Annotated in this window: 22 protein-coding genes; 15 read left to right on the forward strand and 7 right to left on the reverse strand. The window is 51.5% G+C overall.

Features of this window, described 5'->3' with window-relative positions:
* Positions 1-175: 175 nt before the first annotated feature.
* Entirely contained in the window at positions 176-526 is a 351-nt protein-coding gene (locus MRY86_RS04115; RefSeq protein WP_293565598.1) for a hypothetical protein, read from the forward strand.
* Positions 527-733: 207 nt separating this feature from the next.
* On the opposite strand, the gene MRY86_RS04120 is transcribed toward MRY86_RS04115, so the two are convergent.
* The 3 genes from MRY86_RS04120 to MRY86_RS04130 all read right to left on the reverse strand — a co-directional run bounded on the left by MRY86_RS04120 (position 734) and on the right by MRY86_RS04130 (position 6,171).
* The gene (locus MRY86_RS04120) at positions 734-3,934 is read right to left on the reverse strand and encodes a S8 family serine peptidase (protein ID WP_293565597.1); all 3,201 of its coding nucleotides are present in this window, start codon (positions 3,932-3,934) and stop codon (positions 734-736) included.
* A 190-nt stretch (positions 3,935-4,124) separates the two neighbouring features.
* Positions 4,125-5,123, reverse strand: coding sequence for a hypothetical protein (locus MRY86_RS04125; RefSeq protein ID WP_293565596.1), 999 nt, complete (start codon positions 5,121-5,123; stop codon positions 4,125-4,127).
* Positions 5,124-5,283: 160 nt separating this feature from the next.
* Positions 5,284-6,171 (reverse strand): hypothetical protein, encoded by an 888-nt coding sequence (locus MRY86_RS04130; RefSeq protein WP_293565595.1) that lies wholly within the window; start codon positions 6,169-6,171, stop codon positions 5,284-5,286.
* A 121-nt stretch (positions 6,172-6,292) separates the two neighbouring features.
* Between MRY86_RS04130 and MRY86_RS04135 the strand changes: the two genes are divergently transcribed.
* The 4 genes from MRY86_RS04135 to MRY86_RS04150 all read left to right on the forward strand — a co-directional run bounded on the left by MRY86_RS04135 (position 6,293) and on the right by MRY86_RS04150 (position 9,947).
* Positions 6,293-6,727 carry a DUF4174 domain-containing protein gene (locus MRY86_RS04135; RefSeq protein ID WP_293565594.1) on the forward strand — a complete coding sequence of 145 codons (435 nt, stop codon included), beginning with the start codon at positions 6,293-6,295 and terminating at the stop codon, positions 6,725-6,727.
* 126 nt (positions 6,728-6,853) lie between these two features.
* Complete coding sequence (locus MRY86_RS04140) at positions 6,854-8,518, forward strand: S41 family peptidase (RefSeq protein ID WP_293565593.1); 1,665 nt, start codon at positions 6,854-6,856, stop codon at positions 8,516-8,518.
* A gap of 8 nt (positions 8,519-8,526) precedes the next feature.
* Positions 8,527-9,153 carry an ATP-binding cassette domain-containing protein gene (locus MRY86_RS04145; RefSeq protein WP_293565592.1) on the forward strand — a complete coding sequence of 209 codons (627 nt, stop codon included), beginning with the start codon at positions 8,527-8,529 and terminating at the stop codon, positions 9,151-9,153.
* Entirely contained in the window at positions 9,153-9,947 is a 795-nt protein-coding gene (locus MRY86_RS04150) for an ABC transporter permease (protein WP_293565591.1), read from the forward strand. Before MRY86_RS04145 ends, MRY86_RS04150 begins: the two co-directional genes overlap by 1 nt.
* 402 nt (positions 9,948-10,349) lie before the next feature.
* Here the strand turns inward: MRY86_RS04150 and MRY86_RS04155 are convergent, their stop codons facing one another.
* From MRY86_RS04155 to MRY86_RS04165, 3 genes are all read right to left on the reverse strand, one after another.
* Positions 10,350-11,975, reverse strand: coding sequence for a S8/S53 family peptidase (locus tag MRY86_RS04155; protein ID WP_293565590.1), 1,626 nt, complete (start codon positions 11,973-11,975; stop codon positions 10,350-10,352).
* Between the two features lie 94 nt (positions 11,976-12,069).
* Complete coding sequence (locus MRY86_RS04160; RefSeq protein ID WP_293565589.1) at positions 12,070-12,861, reverse strand: helical backbone metal receptor; 792 nt, start codon at positions 12,859-12,861, stop codon at positions 12,070-12,072.
* Positions 12,862-12,864: 3 nt separating this feature from the next.
* Positions 12,865-13,371: a peptidylprolyl isomerase gene (locus MRY86_RS04165; RefSeq protein ID WP_293565588.1), complete on the reverse strand. Its 507-nt coding sequence runs from the start codon at positions 13,369-13,371 to the stop codon at positions 12,865-12,867.
* Between the two features lie 129 nt (positions 13,372-13,500).
* Between MRY86_RS04165 and MRY86_RS04170 the strand changes: the two genes are divergently transcribed.
* The 9 genes from MRY86_RS04170 to MRY86_RS04210 all read left to right on the forward strand — a co-directional run bounded on the left by MRY86_RS04170 (position 13,501) and on the right by MRY86_RS04210 (position 19,943).
* Complete coding sequence (locus MRY86_RS04170) at positions 13,501-14,223, forward strand: tetratricopeptide repeat protein (protein WP_293565587.1); 723 nt, start codon at positions 13,501-13,503, stop codon at positions 14,221-14,223.
* Between the two features lie 65 nt (positions 14,224-14,288).
* Entirely contained in the window at positions 14,289-14,852 is a 564-nt protein-coding gene (locus tag MRY86_RS04175; protein ID WP_293565586.1) for a DUF4240 domain-containing protein, read from the forward strand.
* 5 nt (positions 14,853-14,857) lie between these two features.
* On the forward strand, positions 14,858-15,757 hold the full coding sequence (locus tag MRY86_RS04180) for an HNH endonuclease (RefSeq protein WP_293565584.1): 900 nt from the start codon (positions 14,858-14,860) through the stop codon (positions 15,755-15,757).
* Between the two features lie 61 nt (positions 15,758-15,818).
* Positions 15,819-16,655 (forward strand): DUF3883 domain-containing protein, encoded by an 837-nt coding sequence (locus tag MRY86_RS04185; protein ID WP_293565582.1) that lies wholly within the window; start codon positions 15,819-15,821, stop codon positions 16,653-16,655.
* Between the two features lie 55 nt (positions 16,656-16,710).
* A complete protein-coding gene (locus MRY86_RS04190; RefSeq protein ID WP_293565580.1) occupies positions 16,711-17,772 on the forward strand; it encodes a hypothetical protein in 1,062 nt (353 codons plus the stop codon).
* A gap of 404 nt (positions 17,773-18,176) precedes the next feature.
* Positions 18,177-18,662 carry a hypothetical protein gene (locus MRY86_RS04195; protein WP_293565578.1) on the forward strand — a complete coding sequence of 162 codons (486 nt, stop codon included), beginning with the start codon at positions 18,177-18,179 and terminating at the stop codon, positions 18,660-18,662.
* A 1-nt stretch (position 18,663) separates the two neighbouring features.
* Positions 18,664-18,960: a hypothetical protein gene (locus MRY86_RS04200; protein ID WP_293565576.1), complete on the forward strand. Its 297-nt coding sequence runs from the start codon at positions 18,664-18,666 to the stop codon at positions 18,958-18,960.
* Positions 18,961-19,382: 422 nt separating this feature from the next.
* Entirely contained in the window at positions 19,383-19,613 is a 231-nt protein-coding gene (locus MRY86_RS04205; RefSeq protein WP_293565574.1) for a hypothetical protein, read from the forward strand.
* Between the two features lie 153 nt (positions 19,614-19,766).
* The gene (locus tag MRY86_RS04210; RefSeq protein WP_293565572.1) at positions 19,767-19,943 is read left to right on the forward strand and encodes a hypothetical protein; all 177 of its coding nucleotides are present in this window, start codon (positions 19,767-19,769) and stop codon (positions 19,941-19,943) included.
* Positions 19,944-20,024: 81 nt separating this feature from the next.
* On the opposite strand, the gene MRY86_RS04215 is transcribed toward MRY86_RS04210, so the two are convergent.
* The gene (locus MRY86_RS04215; protein WP_293565570.1) at positions 20,025-21,107 is read right to left on the reverse strand and encodes a M20 family metallo-hydrolase; all 1,083 of its coding nucleotides are present in this window, start codon (positions 21,105-21,107) and stop codon (positions 20,025-20,027) included.
* 136 nt (positions 21,108-21,243) lie between these two features.
* Between MRY86_RS04215 and MRY86_RS04220 the strand changes: the two genes are divergently transcribed.
* The gene (locus MRY86_RS04220; RefSeq protein ID WP_293565568.1) at positions 21,244-21,804 is read left to right on the forward strand and encodes a helix-turn-helix transcriptional regulator; all 561 of its coding nucleotides are present in this window, start codon (positions 21,244-21,246) and stop codon (positions 21,802-21,804) included.
* Positions 21,805-21,815: the final 11 nt, after the last annotated feature.

The raw sequence follows: 21,815 nt of genomic DNA on the forward strand, positions 1-21,815 counted from the left end.
AGCCCCAATTGGTGGATCCTCTTGACAGATGGGCGCAAAAAACTTAAATTGAGAAGGTATGCGCTTCCTCTAAAGCCACTCAGAACGGTCTTTTTGTGTCAACCTCAGCGTTTGGTCAAACTGGGCTTTAAGGGAATGTTTTTCACAGAGTAAGTCTTGCTTAAAAAACAGTCAGATGAGGTACTTATTGATCGTAGTATTATGCGCCATGCAGCTAGCAAGCTGTAACGCCACCAGGGATGTCAAACTTTATAAGGTAAGTATGGGCATGACCAAGAAGGAAGTGCAAAAAGCCGTTGGCAAAAAGCCGGATAATTCCATTTGTGCGAAAAGCTATCCGGATGGGCATGTGGAGGTGGTACAGTATAGCCGGTTTGAACTGGATGGAAGCTTCAACCCGAGACTGAGAGAACAATACTGGTTATTCTTTTACAATGGGAAGCTGGTCAAATGGCAGCGATCTGGCAGAGATTGCGAACTAGAAGCTGACAGGGCTTATGATGTTTCTATTGTGAGTAGAGGCTGATTCGCAAAACGTTGGATTCCCAGGATTTGAAGGATAGCTTTTTGCGGTGGGCTCAAAGTACTTGTGTTGTTTGATAGCATCATATGATAGTATCATTGCTGGTAAATTGATGTTTTGCTTTAATGATGCTATCAAATGAGGTTATAATAAAACGGCCGGCATCTCCATTGGAAATGCCGGCCGCTGCAGGTCAGTCCGTCAAACGGGCTATTGCTTAATCACCTTAATAGTAGCGACGCCGCGTTCCGTACGCACGCTCAGCCAGTACAGTCCGGCAGGCAGGGTAGCGGTAGACAGGCTGCTTTGCTGAATGCCCTGTGCCAGTGCTTCCTCCTCCTGCAGGAGCAGTTGGCCGGCGGCATTGTAAAGCAGGTATTGCACCGTTTGCGCCCCCTCCAGTTCCAATTGAATGCCGAGGGTTTCCCGGAAGGGGTTGGGCGCGACTTCCAGGCGCAGTTGGCGGGCCAGGTTTTCGGTCCCGGTCAGGCAGGTCGTTTGGAAGTTCATGATGGCGGAGGGCTGACTGATGTTGTTGACGCCCTCGCAGGTGACCCAGATGCGGGCATCGTAGACCGAGCAGGAGTCGAGGTTCTCCAATTGCAGTTCCAGGTCAGTGGTCGGGTAAGTATCCCAGGCCACTGTACCGTTTCTGCGTACTTGAAGCTCATAGCCCAATGCAGCATTGGGTGCCTGCCAGTTTAGCATCGCGGTGGTATCTGTAAGGGCACCTGCGGAAAGCATAGCTGCATCACTGTCGCAGGACGGATTGCAGAGGGTGGAGAACAAGAAAGTCTCCGTCCATGCGCTTGGGAAATCACCGCAAAAGCCAGACACTTGCACTTCATAATCGGTGCAAACCTCCAATCCCTGCAGGATAAGCATTTGGGCACCAATGTCCCCAACGCTTAACCACTCCGCTGCACCTTCCGGGCGGAAGCGCAGCTGATACATATCGTTATTGCCTTCCCAACTCAGGAAGACACGCTGATAACTGATGGAGTCCGTAGTGATAGCGCCCGGGGCAGGGCAGGGCGGTATCTCGTCGGTAATCTCGAGGCAGTAATCTTCTGTTTCCCCCTCAATATTGTTGCCGCATTCGGGTACAGAGCTCGTTTCGTAAGCCATTGCCACTCGCATCCGGGTGCTGCCGATCAGGGCATCGTCTGGGATGAAGATCGGAATTTCGATACTTGTCTCCTCTGAATCGGTTACACTGCCCACCACTTCGGTGCTCAGGTCGAAAGTGCCATCCTGATTGAGGTCAATGAGGACCCAGTAGTTCTCTGAATAGGGAGTGGATGTCCAGCCGGGTGTAATGGTCAGGGTGTAGCCTGCGCCGGTTTCCATGCTTGTGCTCAGGCCAGTGTAATCCCCGTAGCCGCCATCGTTGCCTGAGGCATTTTCAAGGTCGTTGATGGATACGGCATTGATGAATTCAAAATCAGTATCACCTTCCACCATACAATAGTCGAGGTCTATACAATTGCCACAGCCTGGTACGTCAAAGAGGATATCCGTACCCAGGGAGTCGGGTGAAAGGTCATCACTGCACAAGCTTTGGATATTGGCTACACAGGTTTGACAAGAGTCGAGCCCGGTAATGGTCAGTGTGTTGGCGAAGACGCTGTCGTAAGTCAGGGTATCCATCAGGCAGGTAACGGTCACCTGATAGGCACTTGCAGCCGATACCAGACGCCAGGATAGCACGGTACTGTCCACCGTGGATTCGGCGAACAAGTCCTGCGGCGCATCACAGCAGCCATTGGTCAGGAAGGTGGCGATGGTGGAGAAAGCGGTGGTATCTGCACAGGTTTCCTCCACGGCAAACTCATAAGCGTTGCAAGACATTAAGCCACTCAGCTCAACTGGCGCTACTGTATCCGGAATAATCTGCCAGGTCGTGTCCCCGCTTTCCCGCCAGTAGAGGCTGGATTGCAAAGTGGAGTCTGTGGATACCCAGCTAATGGTCGCGCTGCTGTCTGTTACCGCCGTGGCTTCCAGGCCGAATGCGCCCGGGCAGGGGCCGCAGTTTTGGAGCAGCATCTGCAGGCTGTTGTAAAGGTTGAGCGTGCCGCCGGTCACCGTTATACCTTCCAGGCTCGGATTGGGCTTTACGCCGTCGAAGATGGCCTGCCGGACCAGTAGTGCTGCTTCTGCCGGCGCATCCAGCGCCAGTTGAGTAAGTTGGCCGCAGGGAGCAGAGTAAAGCAGGGCAATCGCACCCGCTACATGAGGCGTCGCGCCGGAAGTCCCGCCAAATCCACCATAGGTATTGCCCTCGGCGGCTGTCCAGGTGCCCTGACCGGGCGCACCGAGGTCTATCGTCTCTATACCAAAGCCTGCACCATTGACCTTATTGCCGGTGCAGTTGAGGTTGGTCACGCTGATCATGAAGTCACTGCTACAGGCGGTGGGGAGGTCGCCAACTTCATCCACATTCTGCTCACCGTTGATCGTAGCACCGGCATTGAGAATACCGTGTACGCCGAGGGTGTCGTAGAATGCACACCAAAGGGGCGCGTCCTCCGGCTGCCCGAAGTTGACACCCCAGGAGGAGTTGGTAGCTACCACAAAAGAGCCTTCTGCTCCTCCGGTTTCGTTGTAGCGCATGCGGTGGGCAAGCGGGAAGCTGTAGGCCTCCAATACTTCCGACTCTATACCGGAACCGCCAACTACGATCATGAGTTTAACATCCCAGTTGACACCCGCCACGCCGATGCCGTTATTGCCTTGCGCGCCAACGATGCCCGCAACGGGGGTGCCATGCCCGTTGGATGCATCAATGTCATCATCATCTGAGCCGGTATTCCAGCCAGCGTAGTCATCAATAAATCCGTTATTGTCATCATCAATGCCGTTACCGGGAATTTCTGCGACATTTACCCAGACGTTGTCGCCAAAGTCCTGATGATTGGGGTCAAGCCCGTCGTCCACGATGCAAACCACGATGTCATCGCCCAGGGCATTGGTGCCACCCGTAGTGATGTCCCAGGCCAGGTCCGCATCAATGTCAGCCCCTTCCACGCAGTTGCCCAGGCCGCCATTGATGTATTGCCACTGATTTTGGAATTCCGGGTCGTCTGGCACAGTGCTCCGCAGCTCCAACAGGTGGTTGAACTGAGCGACCGATATGCCCGGCATGCGGTTGAGGTGGGCCAGGAAGTCAATTTCCGAGACCGCCGTATGGTCAAACCCCACACGCCAGATGCGCATGTAGGGTGCTACTTCCTCTATGACTTTGAAATTGGTAGACCGCCCGTTGAAGGTTTGCAGGCGGCCGGTAAGGGATTGGATGCTGGCTTTTGGCTCCAGCCGGATCAGGGCTTCTCCAAGGACATGATTGAGCTGCTGACCGGCAAGCAGTACCGGAAGTACCAGGGCCAGCAACAGGGGTAAGCATTTTTTCATATTTCCATTTCACAAGGTTAATAATGGCCTGAAAATAAGGTAATTTGAATAGCTGTAGCCTGCAAAAGCGATAAACTTACGTCATTTGATATACACAAAAAGCTGATCTGACCCCAATCAGGGGCGATCAGCTTTTCGCGGGACAGGAATAGCTCTAGTGCGCTATTCCTTTACATGGAAGCAAGTTGGTCTATCGAATGTCGTACTTTTCGTAACTATCCATTGCAATATTTTTGGACAAGGCGTTCATCGCTCTTTGCGCATGATCAAAAAAGGCATAGACTTTTTCTTCCTGATCAGTCATTAACTGACTTGGGTTGATCGCACTTGCTGCTTTATTGAGGTGCTTGATTTGATTGTTGGAAAGCACAACGTTAGCTTCTTCTTTAATATCAGCTACCAATGCAGCTGTGTGTTCGAAAGCTTTTTTTGCTTTGTCCGCGTGTTCTGTGGAGGTCCAGTTTTTAGTCAGGTCCTTCGCCAGACTCATAATGTCGGATTTACGTTGTTCAAAGTTATCTACATCAATTCCCTCCATCATGACCATGGACTCCGCATAATTCATCAGTTTTTTTAACCCATTGTAGGTATATTCATGATCGAGACTTACTTCTCCATCAACATTTATGGCTTTCCAGTTGTCAAAAGCTTCTTTTTCCACATCGTAGGCAATCTTGATGGGTTCAAGTTCCACCATTACCGGCATAACTTCTACAAGTTGAGCACGGGCTATACGGCTGCGATAGGATTCCTCGATGTCGAAAAAGCGCATCGCTTTCTCATAGGGAATCAGGTCTTCCAGTTTGTCGAAGTAATTATTTTTCAACTGCATTTCATCAATATCGATTTGCCAGTAATCTTCGACAAATTCAGCACGTTCTTCATTCTTGTCTTCTTCGGAGTCATTTTCAGCAAGTTCCTTCCTGTATTTTTCAACCATCTCGCGGCGGTCTTCCATCAGCTCAGCTTGCTCCTCCATGTAGTCCATGTATACTGGAGTAAAGTCAATGATTTGTTCTTCGGTAAGACCAAGGGTGTTAATGGCTAAAGCCCTGAGGTTGACTTCATAGGCATTCTTGATCATCCTTTCATAAGTTTCTGCTGAAACTTCCTCATCGTTGTTTTTCTGACCAAATGCCAGGGTACTGAGTCCAAGCACTAAAACAAATGTGATTGATAAGTATCTCATTTTCAATTGGTTGTTTAGAATTATCTAATGCGCCTTTTGAACTGATGAGGGCTACAGATGTTTGGCCTAAATCAAAAAAAATAAAAAAAAACGCAGCCTTCCGCTTAGGAGGACTGCGTTGTACTTCGTTTTTTGGGTAGCCGGAATAGTAGCGGATAAGCTATTTAGCGTTTGCGTTTCGGGTCGGTTCCATAACTATTTCCGCCCGGTCGTTTTGGCTGTCTAGCGGTCGGCATTTCCAGACGGGAGCGTAGTCTTTGCCTTCATGGCTGTACTGGCAGACTTGTGCGGAAGCGCCCTGATTAACGATGAAAGATTCGCTGGCAATTTCGTGATCAGTGGTGTACTCCGCATGGTAGACGCGGTTAAAGTTAGCACCATCGTAGAAGTAATAGGCTTTTTCAATGCCTGCCCAGCATCCCACTGTCATGGTACTGGCTTCGATGACCGGGAAGCCCTGTGGGGTGTTGATGACCCGGAGGAGGGAGCTCGAAGCACAATCCTCAAACAGGCAGAGCCCGGGCACTGTGCTTGCGGTCAATAGTCTGCCATCCTGCACCAGGCGCAGTTCACCGTTGATATCTCTCAATTTTTTCCGCTCATGCGAGGAAATGCCCAGCAGGAGGTACTCAGGCGTTTGGTCCTTGTTCAGGTCGGCGCGGTGGTAGCTTTTGGCAATGTCAGCGCCCCAGACGTAGCCACGGAAGGGCTTTCCGTTGGCATCCCGGCCCGTCACCTGATACCAGAAATCACCGTATCCGTTAATCTCGTCTTCCGGGAGGAAGTAGTCGTCATTGTAGCTAAGGTTCGTTACCGGAAAAGCCAGCGGCAGGGTGGTCAGTACTTCAGCATCCCGGCAGGGGCCTTCGTGTACTTTAGTGTCGGCGGTAAAGGTATAAAGCGTCGTATTCGATTCGTAGTGGTCAGCCACCTGCGACTGCTCGTGGAACCAGTCGTAGTAGCCTTCGAGGTCATGGCTGACGAAGCGTTCCTGTGCGGGGGTAGCCTGTACGGCAAAAAGGGCGGAGAGGAGGAGGAAGTTCTTCATGGGTGAAAGGGATTTGAGACGTTTTAGTAAACAATTACGGGCATTCAGTTATTGCCTTGACTAGCAGGAAATTCTGATTTTTCAGAAAAGCAATGCAGTCATTTGAAGTAAAGCGAGAATTATGAAGAAGTTCGTTTGGTTTATTGGGTCTTTATTGTTCGCTCATTTGGGGAGTGCACAGCCCCTGCAACAGCACCTTTGGGCGCACCGGGTCGTTTTGCTGCTGGCTCCTGACAAGGAGGAGCCCGCATTCCGGCAGCAAATTGACCTTTGGACGGCAACTCCCGAAGAAGTCACAGACCGCGACCTGGTTTTGTACCAGCTTTTCTCAGATGCCGGCATTGCCCCTGAGGGAGCCTCCCTGCGCCCCGAAATACGCGCCTCGCTATTGGACAAATACGGACCGGTACCGGAAAGCGGATTAAAATTTGTGTTGATTGGAAAGGACGGTACAATCAAAACAGAACAGGATGATGTCGTGCTAATGTCAGAACTTTTCGGCCGCATCGATCAAATGCCCATGCGCCGCGCGGAAATGCGCCGACGTAAAAACTAGCGGATTTGAGCAACATTAAATCCCCTATTTTTGTATTAACCTGGTAATTTACGAACTACCGCCTCAGTCCGCCGAAGCCATTGCATTTGACTTTTTTTTGCGAAATCATTACACCCTGTCCCGAACATGCATCAAGATCGACCTTCAGCTCCGAATAAACTCAGTATCTGGCTCCCTCTGTTGTTTGCCATTGTGCTTGTCACCGGTATGCTCTTGGGCATGCGTATGCAGTCCAATATGCCCAAGCTTGTGGTGGAGCAGGAAGCCCCCGGCCCCGAAGGCATCGGGCAGGGCAAAATAGAGGAAATACTGCGCTATGTGGAGGCTAAATACGTGGACGCCATTGATAAGGAAGCGCTCACACAGGAAGTTATTGACGACCTCCTCTCCCGCCTCGATCCTCATTCCAACTACATTTCCGCGGAAGAACTGCAAGCCGTCAACGAACAGCTCAAAGGCAATTTTGATGGCATAGGCGTGGAATTTATGGTTTTGGATGACACCATCGTAGTCGTTACTCCCCTCGCCGGCGGGCCCTCCGAAACGGCGGGCATCCTCTCCGGCGACCGCATTGTGCAAATTGCTGACTCCACCATCGCCGGGGTAGGCATGGACTCCGATGATATTATCAAAATGCTGAGGGGCGAAAAGGGAACAGACGTGCAAATCGGTATCCTGCGCGGCAAGGAAACCAAGTTGCGGCAGTTTACGGTGACCCGGGATGAAATCCCTATGAATAGCGTGGACGTGGCCTACATGCTGGACACCAATACCGGTTACATTAAGGTCAACCGCTTTAGCGCAACGACCTATGAAGAATTTATGAAAGCACTGGAAGAGCTGGTGGAGAATCAGGGCATGGAAGATCTCGTGCTCGACCTCCGGCACAATCCCGGGGGCTACCTTCAGCAGGCCACCAATATGCTCAGTCAGCTGTTCAAGGAAAAAGACCAACTTCTGGTCTACACCGAAGGCGATGCCGTCAGCCGCAGCGAGTATACATCCACCGGGCGCAACTTCTTCGATGTGGAGGACATCGTTGTGTTGATTGATGAGGGCTCCGCTTCGGCCAGTGAGATTGTAGCGGGGGCGATTCAGGACCACGACCGGGGCGTAATTATTGGCCGGCGTTCCTTTGGGAAGGGGCTGGTGCAGGAACAGTACAAACTCCGCGATGGAGCTGCTCTGCGCCTTACCGTTGCCCGCTACTACACACCCTCTGGCCGTTCCATCCAAAAGCCCTACGATGACCCTGAGGCTTACGAGCATGAGATGTACGACCGCTACGAGACTGGAGAAATGGAAGCTGCCCGGAATATGCTGATACAGGACTCCACCGAATACTATACCGACAACGGGCGGATCGTCTACGGCGGTGGTGGCATCATGCCCGATGTATTCGTGCCCATTGACACCCTCAGCCTGGATGAAGACTACCTGACGCTCCGGCAATACGTACCGCAGTACGTTTTCCGCTACCTGGGCGAAGCAGCAGACCCCGCTGCCCTTGCAGAACAAGGGCTGGACCGTTTCATTGCCACCTTCACCGTCGATGATGCTATGTTGCAGGGACTGATTACTTACGCTGAGGAACATGGGGACCCTCTTGCCGCAGCCGAACTGAGTGAGCCCGTCAGGCACGCCGCCAGGCATATGCTCAAAGCCCGCATTGCCAAACAGCTCTTCGAGGATGAGGGCTACTACAAAGTGTGGAATATGGAAGATGCGATGGTAAAGGAAGCCCTGAAAGCCATTGCCCGCTCCACTTCCCTTACCGCCAGTCAGCAATAACTCAGGATATGGAAGTCCGGCTGGAGCACATCACGGTAAGCTTTGGTCAAAAGACGGTGTTTGATGACTTTTCCCTGCACCTTACAGCCGGTACTCACCTACTTGTTCAGGGGCCTTCCGGGAGCGGAAAGAGTACGCTGCTTCGCTTGCTTCTGGGGTTTTGTATCCCTGACAAAGGGAGTATCCACATTGGTGGGAAGCCGCTGAATGCACAAACGGTCTGGTTGCTCCGGCAATCGGTAGCCTATGTGCCGCAGCAGCTGCCAAGGGTGGAAGGTACTGCCTGGCAATTGCTGGAGCAGGTCCATCAGTTTGAGGCTAATCAGCGTGCAGATTTTTCTGAACAAACGATACTAAGCTACTTCGAACGCTTCGGGCTGCAGCCCGGACAACTGAAACAGCCGGTTCGGGAGTTATCCGGGGGTGAGCAACAGCGCCTGGCGCTCATCGGCGCCTTGCTGCTGGACCGCCCGCTGTTGTTACTGGACGAAGCTACCTCAGCAGTGGATTCAGACCGCAAAACACAGATGATGGACTACATCTCCAACCTGAAAGAAAAGACCGCGATCATCGTTGCCCACGACCCGGGTTGGCAGGCTGACCAAACCCTTGACCTCACCTCAACGCATTCCTGATGGACCAATCTGTACCCATATCGCTGTGGGCGATGGCTGCCTTTTACGCCCTGCTGCTGATCCCGGCCGGGCTGATCTGGTATTTCCGTTTGGGCATGCTTCGGCGCATGGCCGTGGCGGTGGTGCGCATGACGGTGCAGCTGACTCTGGTCGGCGTCCTGCTGATCTACTGGTTCCGCTGGGACAATATGTGGCTGAATTTGCTCTGGGTGGTGGCTATGGTGGGCTTTGCTGCGAGCTCGGCGGTTCAGAACAGCGCGCTCCAATTGCGTGTCTTTTTTGTGCCGGTCTTTCTGGCACTGCTGGTCAGTGGGCTTGGGGTGCTGCTGTTGTTCAATGCGCTTGTCCTGCCGGTATCGGATATCTTTTCGGCTCAGTACCTGATCATTATCGGGGGGATGTTGCTGGGCAATGCCCTCAAGGGTATCGTGATTGGGCTTTCTGATTTTTACCAGCGTCTGCAGGATCAGCAGGATACTTACCGGTACTACCTGGCTGCGGGGGCGTCTCGCTGGGAAGCGCTGATCCCTTTCTTCCGCAACAGCCTGCAGGCGGCGCTGAACCCTTCGGTGGCGAGTATGGCGACGATGGGGGTGGTCTTTCTGCCGGGGATGATGACGGGGCAGATCATCGGCGGGGCGACACCGGATACGGCTATTCGTTATCAGCTGGCGATTATGGTCGTGATTTTTGTCTGTATTGCGCTGAGTGTGGTGCTGGGGGTGGCTTTCAGCCTGGGGCGCAGCTTTGATGCGTATGGCAATTTGCGGGGGGAGGTGTTTCGGCCGGCTTAGGGTCTCGGCTGCCTGGGGTTAACCTGCGACTTCTACGAAGTCGGGTAAGGTGTGGTGTTTGGAGGTTAGTAAAATAGAACTTCTACGAAGTCCTGCTGTGGTGGAAAGTGGTGCCTGCACGTTGAAGCACAGCAGTTTCATGACAGGCATGAAATGCTTTCGCGGAAGTCAGTCTACCAGTTGTAACTTGGGAGAGTTACACCCTGCTAATCCTCTCAATACCCGGGGTAACCGACTTCTTGGAAGTCGCATCTTTCTAACCCCGGCAACACCTACACAGCCGACTTCGTAGAAGTCACATGTTACTAACTCCGGCGACACCTGCGTGATCGACTTCGTAGAAGTCGCACCCAGCCCGTATCACCCGAGCCAGCTACTAATAGAGATGCTAACATAGCAATTCTAATACTGCAGAATAATAACCGGCTTCGTCTCCACACTATTTCCCCTGAAGACTTCCACCACGTACATCCCCGCCTGCCAGCGGCTGACATCCACTTCCAGACGCTTTTCGCGGAAGCGCGCCGGCGTATCGTTATTGCGGTACACCAGTTGCCCGAGCGCATTGTAGATGCGGAACTCGTAAGTCTCAAAGTCCGGCGATTCGTACTGAATGGTCAGTTGGTCCCGCGCCGGGTTAGGGTAGATGTTGAGCAGGCCCAGGTCGCCCGTACTGCCCCCGCAGGCATCGCTAAGCAGGTTCATGGCACTGCGCACATTGAGGCGGCCGCCCGTAGCGGTAATGTCTTCGAAAGCAGGGAAAAGGTCCACGCTTTCAATCAGGATGGAACGTATGAAAAGAGCGGTTTCCTTCGGCTTGGTCAGGGCATCAGTAGACAGGAACTCGCAAGGCATGCTGTAAAGCAGCCCAATCGCACCCGAAAGGTGGGGCGCAGCCGCTGAATTGCCGTTAAAAATGGCATAGCGGTTGAACGGCGCAAGGCTGTAGGAGTTGTCACCGGGTGCCGCCATGTCAATAGCGACCTTGCCGTAGCCCGACCGGGTAGACTTTTCCTCATCTTCCGTGCCGTTGAGCACTGTAATGATGAAGTCACTTTCGCAGGAAGTCGGCATATCGCCCACCACGTCAATATCCCTGTTCTCATTGGTTGTGCCGGCACCAGTCAGGACGCCCGCTTCGCCCAGCAGGTCATACATATTGCCCCAAATGGGGTATTCCGAACAAAAGAAGGGATCGAAAAGGCCAAAAGACGCATTGGTAGCCACCACGAAAGCACCTTCCGCGCCCAGGGTTTCGTTGTAGCGCTGCCGCTGTTCCAGGACATACTCATAGGCAGAGACGATCCCATCCACCGTGCCGATGCTGAGGTACATGATCTTCGCATTCCAGCACACACCGGCCACACCCTTGTCGTTGTTGGCGGTAGCTGCCAGCACCCCTGAGACCTGCAAGCCGTGGTCGTCGAAGGCAATTTCAGGGCTGTTGCCGCGAAAATCCCAGCCATTGATGTCATCAACGTATCCGTTACCGTCATTGTCCACGCCATCACCGGGGATCTCGTGCGGGTTAGTCCAGGTATTGCCAATGATATCTTCGTGGGAAAGGTCAAAGCCACTATCGACGATCGCAATAACGATGGTATCCCCGTTGGCAGTGACGCCGCCCTGACCGAAATTCCACACCTCCGGCAGCCCGATGCGCTCCGCCCCCCACTGCCGGTCATATTCGGGATCATTTGGGGTAGTCCGGAAATCGACCTTGTAGTTGGCGTGTTGGTAAAGAACTTCGGGCTGTTCCTCCAGCCATTGCGACAGCGCATCCGCGGGGCAGCGGGCAGGGTCGAACTCCAGCAGGTGGATGTTCAGGCTGCGGGCCACTGCTCTCTTTTGGAAAACAGCGCCTTCAAACTTCGCATTGGCGCGTTTGAGCAGAGGTTGGAGTGCGGTGCCCTCCTTCAGCTGCAGCAGGCGCTGATTTTCAATCTTTCCGGTTTGAGCATCTGCCGGCTGCGCCTGAGCGGTCAGGCTGAACAGGCTGAGGGCAAGGATAAGGTACAAGTATTTCATGGGCCGTCTGTCTTTGAATCATGTGCAGGGCAATGCACGCCCCGCACCACAAAGATAACGGATTCTGCTCAACCGCATTGCCGTGAAATGGACATTAACGCCCCCGCAGCGCCCTGAAGTAGTCCGGGCTTTGCAGCAAACGGCTGCCGTACCAGGAGAAAAGCTCCCCGTCGATCAGCTGAATGTCCGAAGTCGGGCAGGCCGCCTGTAGCTCCGCGATGTGTTTTTCCTTGAACGGATAGGGCTCGGAAGACAGTAAAATGACCTCCGGCTCCCGGGCAGCAATCGCATCCAGGCTGACCTCCGGGTAGCGGCGCTCCCGTGAGAAAACATTGCTAAAGCCAGCCCGCTGCAACATCTCATCAATAAAGGTCTCCCGGCCCGCCACCATGTAGGGGTCGCGCCAAATCAGATAAGCTGCGCTCACCTGTGGCAGGCGCTGTACCTGCTGCCCAAGAGCAATGAAGGCCCCGTTGATTTTCCCGGCCAGCTCCTCGGCTGCCGGTTGGCGGTCGGTGAGCAGCCCGATCGTGCGGATCATTTCCAGGGCATCTTCCAGGTCCTCAATATCGCTCATCCACACCGGGTAGTCTTTTTCCAGTGCGCGGATATCTTCCGGGCTGTTCTCTTCCTTGTTGCCGATGATCAGGTTGGGGGACAGGTCGGCGATGACCTTCATTTTGACTTCCTTGGTGCCGCCCACGCGGGTTTTGCTGCGGAACCAGTCTTCCGGGTGCACACAAAACTTCGTAATGCCTACTACCTCCTTGTCCAGGTTCAGTTCGGCCAGCAGCTCCGTTTGGGAAGGCACAAGAGAGACGATCCGCAGCGGGGGCGCCGGCAGTTGCACCTTGCGCCCCATTTGGTCAGTGATAATAGGTGGCATAGCTTAATGCTCTACGCCCCCTTTGCCATGCACGTGGCCGTGCTCCACTTCTTCCTTGGTGGCCTCGCGCACCTCCTCAATACGGCCGGAGAAGTACAGGTCGACGCCCGCCATCGGGTGGTTAAAATTCATTTGTACCTGCTCTTCGCCCACTTCCATGACCGTACCCAGCAGCTGATTACCTTCGTTATCGCGCATGGGGATGACACGGCCCACCTGCAGCAGGTCTTCCGCCAGCTGTCCATCGACCACAAAGGCCTCCGTAGGCACAGGTGCAATCGCCTCCGGGTTGTAGTCGCCGTAGGCTTCCGCACTTGGGATGCCAAAAGCGAAGGTGTCGCCCTTTTCCATACCGGAAAGCTCCTGCTCGAACTTCGGGATCATAGCGCCTGTGCCGTACAGAAATACGAGGGGCTCACTTCCGAAGGTTTCTTCCACCAAATCGCCTTCCGCGCTCTTTTCCTGTAATTTATAATGCAAGGTTACGACCTTGTGCTTGTCAATTTTCATATCAAAAACGAATAAATTAGGTAATTGCGGAAAGGTAATTAAATTATAGAAGCTTTTGAAAAACTAGGTGGGCTACCCCCGAAAAGTCTGTATTTTAGCTCCGATCATGCATTAAAGCGATAACCAACCATGAATACGGATACCCCGAATGTGCGCAAAGAAGCCTATCAGCTGAGGCAGGCCTTTCAGTTTGATAAAGCCCGGGCCCTGCTGCAGGAAGCCCTGAGCACCGACCTGCCCCCTGCCGAGCGGTGGGCCCTGCATTATGACCTTGGCAAAGTGCATCAGGACCAGTTTGATATGGAACAGGCCCTGCACCACTATCACAAGGCTATCAATGGATTGGAAGCCTCCGGGGAAGGTCCTTCCCTCTTCCTCGCCCGCCTGTACGGCGCCTGCGGGCTGATCCATCAGGATGAAGGCCGGGAGGAAGAGGCATTGGAGTGTCACCACCGGGCAGTGGTCCTGCTGCAGCAGCTCCCGGAAAACGAATCGGCGTTCTTCCTGGCCTCCAACCACAAATACCTCGGGGAACTGTATCAGGAACAGGAGGAGCTGCCAAAATCCAGAGAACACTACCGGTCGGCCCTGCCCCTCCTGCAACAGCGCCTGGGCGAAGGCGAAGGCTTTCTCTACCTCGAAGCCGCCACCGTCGCCCTGCAGCTCGCTGCTGTGGAGCTGGAACTCTACCTGCAGGGCAAAGGCCGCACCACCGCCGCCGCTATCCGGCAACTGCTCACCGGCGCACAATTGTGGCTGGAGCACCTCGATGCCGAAGACTCCATCGTGGAGCAGCGCACGGCGGACTTGCAGCGGCTGAGTTTTATGGTGGATAAGGTGGGGGAGGCTTAGGTGGCGGGGCAACTTGCAAAAAGGGCCGGATTTACCTAAATTACCCATTCATACCATTAATGCTTATGAGCACTGCCGAACGCAAACTGCGCCTGACCAAAATACTCCTGGAAACGGACGATGAAGCCACCCTGCAGGCGGTGGAGCACACCCTGGCTGAGCAACACGAGCGCCTGGCCCGGTACTGGGATGTGATCCACGCGCTCGACTGGTCGAAGGAAGGCGATGATGCAGCAGTCCTCGCTCCTGCCATAGCTCAGCTCAGCCAATTCCCGGAAGCCGACCTTCTCGACTTTTACGACTGGTTTGCCGGGCAACTCTACCACCTCGATGGGCGGGACTACGCCGAAGCCTCTGTGGCAGAGGACGAATCCCTGTCTGCCGACCTCTTTCTGTACGCCCGCTGCGCTGTGCTCGCCAACGGCCGTACCTTCTACGAGCGGGTCCGGGCCAACCCTGGCCTCTTCCCAAAGGACCTTTACTTCGATGCCCTGCTTCGCCTTCCCGAAGCGGCCTACGAACAGCGGGCCGGGCAGCCGCTGCCAAGAGCGCCGAACTATATTTATGAGACGGGGTTTAATGTGGAGGGGTGGGGAGATGAAGCGGTATCCGTGTCCAGATTGAACTGAAACTAATGCAAGACCTACTTGAAAAATTCCAGAGCCTCGGGCGCTACAAAGACAGCGCTCCGCACAAACCACTTCTGGTGCTGGCGCTCTTGGACTGGACGGAAACGCTGAAGCTGGAGGAGAACCGCATTCCGATCAATGGTGGGCTGTTTGAGCGCTTTGACTATTACTGGGACGAGTTGCATGGCAATAAAGGCAGCAAACGAATACACTACCCACTGCTGTATTTGAAATCGGACGGGCTGGGATGGCAGGTCATTGTGAATGGCGGACAACTGTCTGAAGAAAAAAGTAAAACCTATCTGGAAAAGCAGGGAGCAACGGGGCACTTCTCCGAAGAAGTATGGAGCTTCCTTCAAAAGCAGGAGCACCGCGACCTGGTCCGGCTGGCTATCCTGGAAACGTACTTCCCGAAAAAGCAGGCAGTGATCTTCCCAAGTCATAAACCTTATTCTCTGGAAAGCTACGAGCTGGAATTCTTTGAAGAGCCCAAGGTCAAATACCAGAGTAAAATGGTTTATCAATCCGGATTTGTGCGTTCTTCCCTCTTCAAGATCCGGCTGCTCGGCTTGTATAAAAACACCTGTGCCATGTCCCGCATGCACGTTGACCCACCTAAAAGTCTGCTGCAAGCCTGCCATATCGAGCCGCACGCCGTAGCCGGCAATGACCGGGTGACGAATGGCATTGTGCTCTGCGCCAATCTGCACGCTGCATTTGATTACGGCTATGTGGGGATCAGCAAGGATTACCACATCATGGTGAATCACAAGCTGTTCGAAGAATCAGCCAGCGACTACAGCTTGCAGCAATTGGAGGGTAAAAAGCTGTGGCTGCCGGAGGAGGAGCGGTTTTGGCCGGGTCAGGTGGGGTTGGGGTGGCATAGGCGGATGTTTTTTTCTTGAGGTGTACGTTAATATACTGCAATAATATGCACCACCTTCAGATGCGGGAAACTAGCAATAGATGAGCCGAAACTGGTCAGAATATGAAGTGAGGGAAATCGTCAAAGATTACTTTGATATGCTGTCGAAGGAAATCAGGCGGGTGCCGTACAAGAAGTCAGAGCACAGAAAGAGGCTAAAAAGAAGGCTCAACGGTAGGTCAGATGGCTCCGTAGAGTACAAACACCAGAATATCAGTGCAGTACTAAGAGCCTTAGATATGCCTTTCATCTCCGGCTATAAGCCGATGTCAAATTTCCAGAAGATACTTGTGCAGGCAGTCGACGAATACTTGAAAAGCACAGAATACTGGAAAGAGGAATTTGAATATTTCACTACCGCGTCCATCGGTCATCCGCAACAGATTGATTTCGCCAAGTGGCTGGAGCCGATTCCACAGCTTATTCAGGCCAAAGAGCCCAAAGCAGAATACGTGCCCCGCATTGCAAAAGTTGATTACCTCGCTAAAGAACAAGCCAATAAGCTATTGGGTGACCGGGGGGAAGAACTAGTCCTGCAATATGAAAAGTGGAGGCTGATCAAGGAAGATAAAGCCGGTTTGGCTGATTCCATCGAATGGATTTCTAAAGAACAAGGCGATGGCGCGGGTTTTGATATTCTTTCCAGAAACAAGAACGGCACGGACCGATACATTGAGGTCAAAACAACTAAACTTGGGAAGTACACTCCGATCTACTTTAGCCGGAATGAGTTGAGGTACTCTCAAAAACACGAATCAAATTACTATTTGTACAGAGTATTTGAATTCGATAAGCGTCCGAAGATGTTCAATTCGAGGGGAAGTCTGGATTCCATCTGTGATGTGGAGCCTTTGAGTTATTTGGGGAGGTTTGGGTGAAGGTTTCATCGCAGTAGTGGATTACATAAATTGACTGAATAAACCATACTTGTAAATGAAGCTGAAATTTCTTGATGTGCGAAACTGCCATGGTCTATTGCCTCCCTCAAGTGGTCTTCCAGTGCTGCGGCGTTTAGATGAGTGCCTGAAAAAGATCAATCAAAATAGCGTCGGGGCAATTGATTTTCTAATTAAGCATAACACTAAAACAGTTAATAGCCCAGAAGCATCTAAAAGGCTTACCAATTCTCCTTTTGAGATTGCTCAGAATACTAATATTGAAAGAAGAGATATTCACACTCAGGCAATTCAACGGATTTGGCCTGGACCAGCTTATTTACATAGGATACAGGTCTATGAACATAATATAGTTTGGAAAACTATAGTCCCCTTACAGTTTTTATTGAAGGGATGGGGAGATGCTAATAAGGGCTACCAAGGCTATATTCATACGATCACTCAAAACTTTGACAAGAAAACCGGTTTTACTCCATGGCATGATCATATTGATGGCACTTCGGATACCTATAATTACGTAGGGATAACTGGTCGCAATTGGCTGTTACGACTAAAAGAGCATATTGGAGAGATACGTCGAGGAAGCCGTAAAAGCTTTCACAAAGCATGGAGAGAGAGCATGGGGCTGAAGAATGTCAACTTCTGTTCTCACCTATGGGAAGTTAATCAATCTTATGAAGAAGCTATGGATTGGGAGGAAGCTATCGTTGATAAATTTACTGATGACCCAAATGTCCTCAATATGATTCCTGGTGGATTTAAAGGGCTCAGATATTTACACAAACTCGGAATCACCAAAAAGGCAGCTCTTTCTTTAGAGGAAAGAGAAATAGCAATTGCAGAATATACCAGACAAAACCCTAACAAAGGAATTCCTAATCCCTTTATTTCTCAATTATGGGAAGACGATGATTTTTATATTAAAGTTATTGAAGCGAGACCAAAATCGCTGACACGAGAACAGGTAGCGAAGATAAAAGAGCTACATGAATTAGGACGGTCTGTACCCGAGATTGTCAAAGATGTTGACGCACTCAACGAATCTCAGGTAAAAAGGGTTATCGACGGCAAAACATACCTACGCTATTTTAAAAAATAAGTGATTTGGTTTATTTGAATACAAGTGCGTCTATTCCCATCCCCTAATCCAATCTACCGGAAAAACCCAAAATCAGATGGCGATCAAATGAAGCCTCACTTAGGCAGTCAGCGCAGGTCCTTTTCGGAGCCTCCCCCTGCTGAAGGCAAGAGCCGATGGACCCATCGAAAAGACAGAAGCGGGTGAGCGTTATAATCCATCAGGCGCATTGGATTTATTTGCAAATGCTTAGGCGCGGTGCAGGGATGTTTGCGATGAAGCTGCATTCATGGTCAATTGAGGGCCGAATGCACACGCTCGTAGCCTCAAAAAGGGAGAAATCCGGAATTTTAACAGCCCATCGATAGTTATGAAAGAGGTTCTGATTATTTTAGCATGATGTGTCATTAAACCCCTATTAACCTATGGAACTGATTCTAAACAGAAAAGGCGTTGCTGTCAAACCTTTACTATTTACTTTATTGTTGGTTACTGCTTTCTGGTTGCTGAAAACAGCCTTCAGCCAGGTCTCCACCGGTAGTATGATCTTATCAATGACTACTTTGGAAACCGTTGAGCAAATCCTTGAACAAGTTAAAGAAGAAAATAGTGAGACTTCGAGTAGAGGAAGCGGGAAAAAGAAACCAAGCATCAAGGAGGAAATTGAACATGCTAAAGGCCGATTATCGAAAAGTGAATACAAAGCAGCGAAATCCAATTACAAAAGAATGGTGGAGCATGTAGATAAGCTTGAAAAATACAAGCAAAACCCACTCAAATATGATAATTTGGGATTGCTGAAAAATGCTCCCAGCGAGCAGGTGAAACAAAAGATCATAGAATCGAGGATCGCGCATTTAGAAAAGGAGATTCAGACGTTCTATACCAACATCATAAAAATAATCAACTGAAATGGGCTTGCGAATCGACATCAATGAAGTAGAAAAAGCGCTACAAAATTTATTGGCCGAACTGCGTAACCAGAAAGGTGATGTGATTGAAATGGAGCCTGTAGACTATTACTGGTCGATTGACAGAGATGAATTGTATAACCCCTACAACGACCCCACACATTTGACTTTAGGGCAGTTGACAGATGACCTGGAGGAAGTAAAAAAACTAGCGGATAGTGGAGCAGCGCCGGTTGCTCAGGACCTGGTCAAAATAAGTTCCATTTTGGCTGCTCTTGGACATAAGACGGTATGGTGAGGTGACTCCCACCTTCAGTCCGGTATACAGTCCCCACATACCATTCTCCCAACATTCCAAAAAATAAAAGCTATACCGACGACGAAGCAGTTCGGGACCAAACATGACTTCGTGCCTGTCCGTGTCCCGTCGTCAGAGGCTTTGGCCGCCGGTGGCCATGCTTAGGCAGGCGGGTCGGCATACCTGTGCCGATAACTATCGGTATATTCGTGCGTCGGGTGAACGCCCAAACCGCTCTGTTCCGAGCATAACTGACTACTACGAAATCAGGAGAATACGCATAGAAACATTTTGGGGTGATGATGCTTTTTCGAGCTTGCCTCTTTAGGTCAAAAGCCATAAATTTATTTGTCACTTTAAATTTCTCCAAATGCCAGATTTTGAATGGGATGAGAAGAAGAGTGAATCCGGCAAAAAGAAGCATGAGTAATCAAATATCAGCAAAAGAAGCGCTTCGGTTGATTTCTACAGGCCAGTTTTCCTCCCAAATGGAGGTGACGTTTGAAGGCGTAGATGGAGTTGAGGCGCTGGATGCAGTGGTCTTGGGAGAAGCCGGTGTAGACGTTCCTGAACATTTGATATTTTATGACGACTCCACAATAGTAGATGATGAAGCATTTGATGGGCCCTGGAAAAAATTGATTTTGATATAGAAGAAGAAGCCAGGTATTTGCAGATAGAGATGAAACTAGATCCGGAAATAAGAAACTGGATAAATTCAAATCGAATTGATGTAAATTCACTGGTTAAAAAGCTAATAGAAGACGCCTATCGCACGGCAAAGTTGGTACAAAAATAAAGTCCGCTTGCGAATCGACCTCAACGAAGTGGAAAAAGCGCTACAAAACTTATTAGCCGAACGGCGTAAGCATAAAGGCGATGTGATTGAAATGGAGCCTGTAGACTACTACTACTGGGCCATTGACAGAGAGGAACTGTTCAATCTCTACAACGATCCCACACATTTGATTTTAGGCAGTTGACAGATGATCTATAGGAAATAAAGAGGATAGCGAATAGAGGGGCAGAGCCTGTTGGAAGAACTATTGAAAAAGCTAGATTACTTAAATGTTCCTTCCCCACACCCGCTCCACATACCCCTCCAGCAACGCAATATACCGCTCAATCCCTTCCTCCACTTCTGACACCTTAATGTACTCATCCGCCGTATGCGAGCGGGCGGAGTCACCGGGCCCGATTTTGACGGTAGGAAAAGGGCAAAGCGCCTGATCGGAAAGCGTGGGCGAGCCATAGGTGGACATACCCAAACCAATACCTGCCTGCACCAGCGGGTGGTCTTCGGGGATGCCGCTGGGATTGAGGCGCAGGGAGCGCGGCACGAGTATAGACTGCGTATGGATCTGCAGGTACTCCAGCACTTCTGCATTGGTGTAATGCTCATTGGTACGCACATCAATCACAAAGTCGCAGCGGTCGGGCACCACATTGTGCTGATGGCCGGCCTTGATTTGCGTCACCGTAGCCTTGACTGGCCCCAGCAGGCGGCTGACCTGCTCAAAGCGGTGCTGCCGGATCCACTCGATATCCTTTAGCGCCAGGTAGATGGCGTTGACGCCTTCGTTGCGGGCCGCGTGACCGGCTATGCCCGTGACTTCTGCTTCAATCACCATGAGCCCGCGCTCGGCTATGGCCAGCTGCATCTGCGTAGGCTCCCCGATGATGCCCACGGCGATTTCCGGCAGTTCGGGGAGCACCGCAGCAATGCCATTCGCGCCCGAGATTTCCTCCTCAGCGGTGGCTGCCAGGATAAGGTTAAAGGGCAGGTCTTCCCGTTCGTAAAAGTGCAGGAAAGTGGCGATCAGGCTGACGAGGGGACCGCCGGCGTCGTTGCTGCCCAGGCCGTAGAGTGTGCCGTCCTCCAGGTCCGGTGAGAAAGGGTCTTTTGTCCAGCCTGCCACCGGCCTGACGGTGTCGTGGTGGGAATTGAGCAGCACGTTGGGCTTGTTTTCGTCGAAGTGGCGGTTGAAGGCCCAGATGTTGTGCCCCTTTTGGTGCGTAGTTACGCCTGCATCTGTTAGAAAACGGTCGATAATGGCAGCGGTCTCCTCCTCCTCGCGGGAGAAAGAGGGGGTGGCGATGAGGGATTGCAGCAGGGCGATGGCTTGGGAAGCAAGTGAAATGGACATAGTTGTAGTGACTTAGTCAGCAGGCAATTTAGGAGAAATTAAATTAACTTGCTTTTTGGAGTGAGTTGTAAAACAAGAGCAACTACCCGGTTCGGCTATCTGTTTTGGATACAGGATGGTTAAAACTACATAGGAGATGAAAAAATCTGAAGAAATATATCAGAAACTAAAAGAGAAACTGACAGACGAGGAGATCGTAGAGCGCTATGTCATCCCTGAAGAAATAAGTGAGGCGGAACGGCAAGTAGTTGAGGAAGCGTTTAGGGCCATCCGGATGAATATGCTCAAAGAGCGGTCGGAGCAGCAGCGGCTATTGAGCGAGTTGATGCGCATGAAACTACTGATCAGGGATTATTTAAGAAACAGTCAGTATGATGAGGCTTTCTCCTTTGCTAACCAGCTTCAGGCGTATATTAAGATCATTGACCGGCCAAAAAAGGATTTTGCGGAAGAAATCGACATCCACCCGACCCGTTTGAGCAGGATACTGTCCGGAAAAGAATGCCCAAACATTGAGTTGGTCTACCGGCTCGAAAAACATGGCGGCCAGCTGATCCCTACGATTTATTGGTGGAAGTTACACGCCAAACAGTTATACGCAATACGAAGTGGTTTGCGACATCGGCCACTGACGAAGCGTAGCTTGTCAGGACAGGCGCAAGCCACTTCTCAGCGTAGATGCTCGTACGTTTGTTAATAGTACAAAAG

Origin of the sequence: Phaeodactylibacter sp. (genome assembly GCF_022763345.1) — a bacterium.
In the GTDB taxonomy this organism is placed as follows: Bacteria; Bacteroidota; Bacteroidia; order Chitinophagales; family Saprospiraceae; genus Phaeodactylibacter.

Excerpts from the sequence above, each read along its gene's own strand:
- MRY86_RS04180 (WP_293565584.1), top strand. The coding sequence starts at position 14,858 with ATGCAAGACCTACTTGAAAAATTCCAGAGCCTCGGGCGCTACAAAGAC.
- MRY86_RS04165 (WP_293565588.1), bottom strand. The coding sequence starts at position 13,371 with ATGAAAATTGACAAGCACAAGGTCGTAACCTTGCATTATAAATTACAG.
- MRY86_RS04220 (WP_293565568.1), top strand. The coding sequence starts at position 21,244 with ATGAAAAAATCTGAAGAAATATATCAGAAACTAAAAGAGAAACTGACA.
- MRY86_RS04195 (WP_293565578.1), top strand. The coding sequence starts at position 18,177 with ATGGAACTGATTCTAAACAGAAAAGGCGTTGCTGTCAAACCTTTACTA.
- MRY86_RS04200 (WP_293565576.1), top strand. The coding sequence starts at position 18,664 with ATGGGCTTGCGAATCGACATCAATGAAGTAGAAAAAGCGCTACAAAAT.
- MRY86_RS04115 (WP_293565598.1), top strand. The coding sequence starts at position 176 with ATGAGGTACTTATTGATCGTAGTATTATGCGCCATGCAGCTAGCAAGC.
- MRY86_RS04135 (WP_293565594.1), top strand. The coding sequence starts at position 6,293 with ATGAAGAAGTTCGTTTGGTTTATTGGGTCTTTATTGTTCGCTCATTTG.
- MRY86_RS04125 (WP_293565596.1), bottom strand. The coding sequence starts at position 5,123 with ATGAGATACTTATCAATCACATTTGTTTTAGTGCTTGGACTCAGTACC.
- MRY86_RS04215 (WP_293565570.1), bottom strand. The coding sequence starts at position 21,107 with ATGTCCATTTCACTTGCTTCCCAAGCCATCGCCCTGCTGCAATCCCTC.
- MRY86_RS04175 (WP_293565586.1), top strand. The coding sequence starts at position 14,289 with ATGAGCACTGCCGAACGCAAACTGCGCCTGACCAAAATACTCCTGGAA.
- MRY86_RS04185 (WP_293565582.1), top strand. The coding sequence starts at position 15,819 with ATGAGCCGAAACTGGTCAGAATATGAAGTGAGGGAAATCGTCAAAGAT.
- MRY86_RS04145 (WP_293565592.1), top strand. The coding sequence starts at position 8,527 with ATGGAAGTCCGGCTGGAGCACATCACGGTAAGCTTTGGTCAAAAGACG.
- MRY86_RS04205 (WP_293565574.1), top strand. The coding sequence starts at position 19,383 with ATGAGTAATCAAATATCAGCAAAAGAAGCGCTTCGGTTGATTTCTACA.
- MRY86_RS04120 (WP_293565597.1), bottom strand. The coding sequence starts at position 3,934 with ATGAAAAAATGCTTACCCCTGTTGCTGGCCCTGGTACTTCCGGTACTG.
- MRY86_RS04140 (WP_293565593.1), top strand. The coding sequence starts at position 6,854 with ATGCATCAAGATCGACCTTCAGCTCCGAATAAACTCAGTATCTGGCTC.
- MRY86_RS04155 (WP_293565590.1), bottom strand. The coding sequence starts at position 11,975 with ATGAAATACTTGTACCTTATCCTTGCCCTCAGCCTGTTCAGCCTGACC.
- MRY86_RS04130 (WP_293565595.1), bottom strand. The coding sequence starts at position 6,171 with ATGAAGAACTTCCTCCTCCTCTCCGCCCTTTTTGCCGTACAGGCTACC.
- MRY86_RS04190 (WP_293565580.1), top strand. The coding sequence starts at position 16,711 with ATGAAGCTGAAATTTCTTGATGTGCGAAACTGCCATGGTCTATTGCCT.
- MRY86_RS04170 (WP_293565587.1), top strand. The coding sequence starts at position 13,501 with ATGAATACGGATACCCCGAATGTGCGCAAAGAAGCCTATCAGCTGAGG.
- MRY86_RS04150 (WP_293565591.1), top strand. The coding sequence starts at position 9,153 with ATGGACCAATCTGTACCCATATCGCTGTGGGCGATGGCTGCCTTTTAC.
- MRY86_RS04160 (WP_293565589.1), bottom strand. The coding sequence starts at position 12,861 with ATGCCACCTATTATCACTGACCAAATGGGGCGCAAGGTGCAACTGCCG.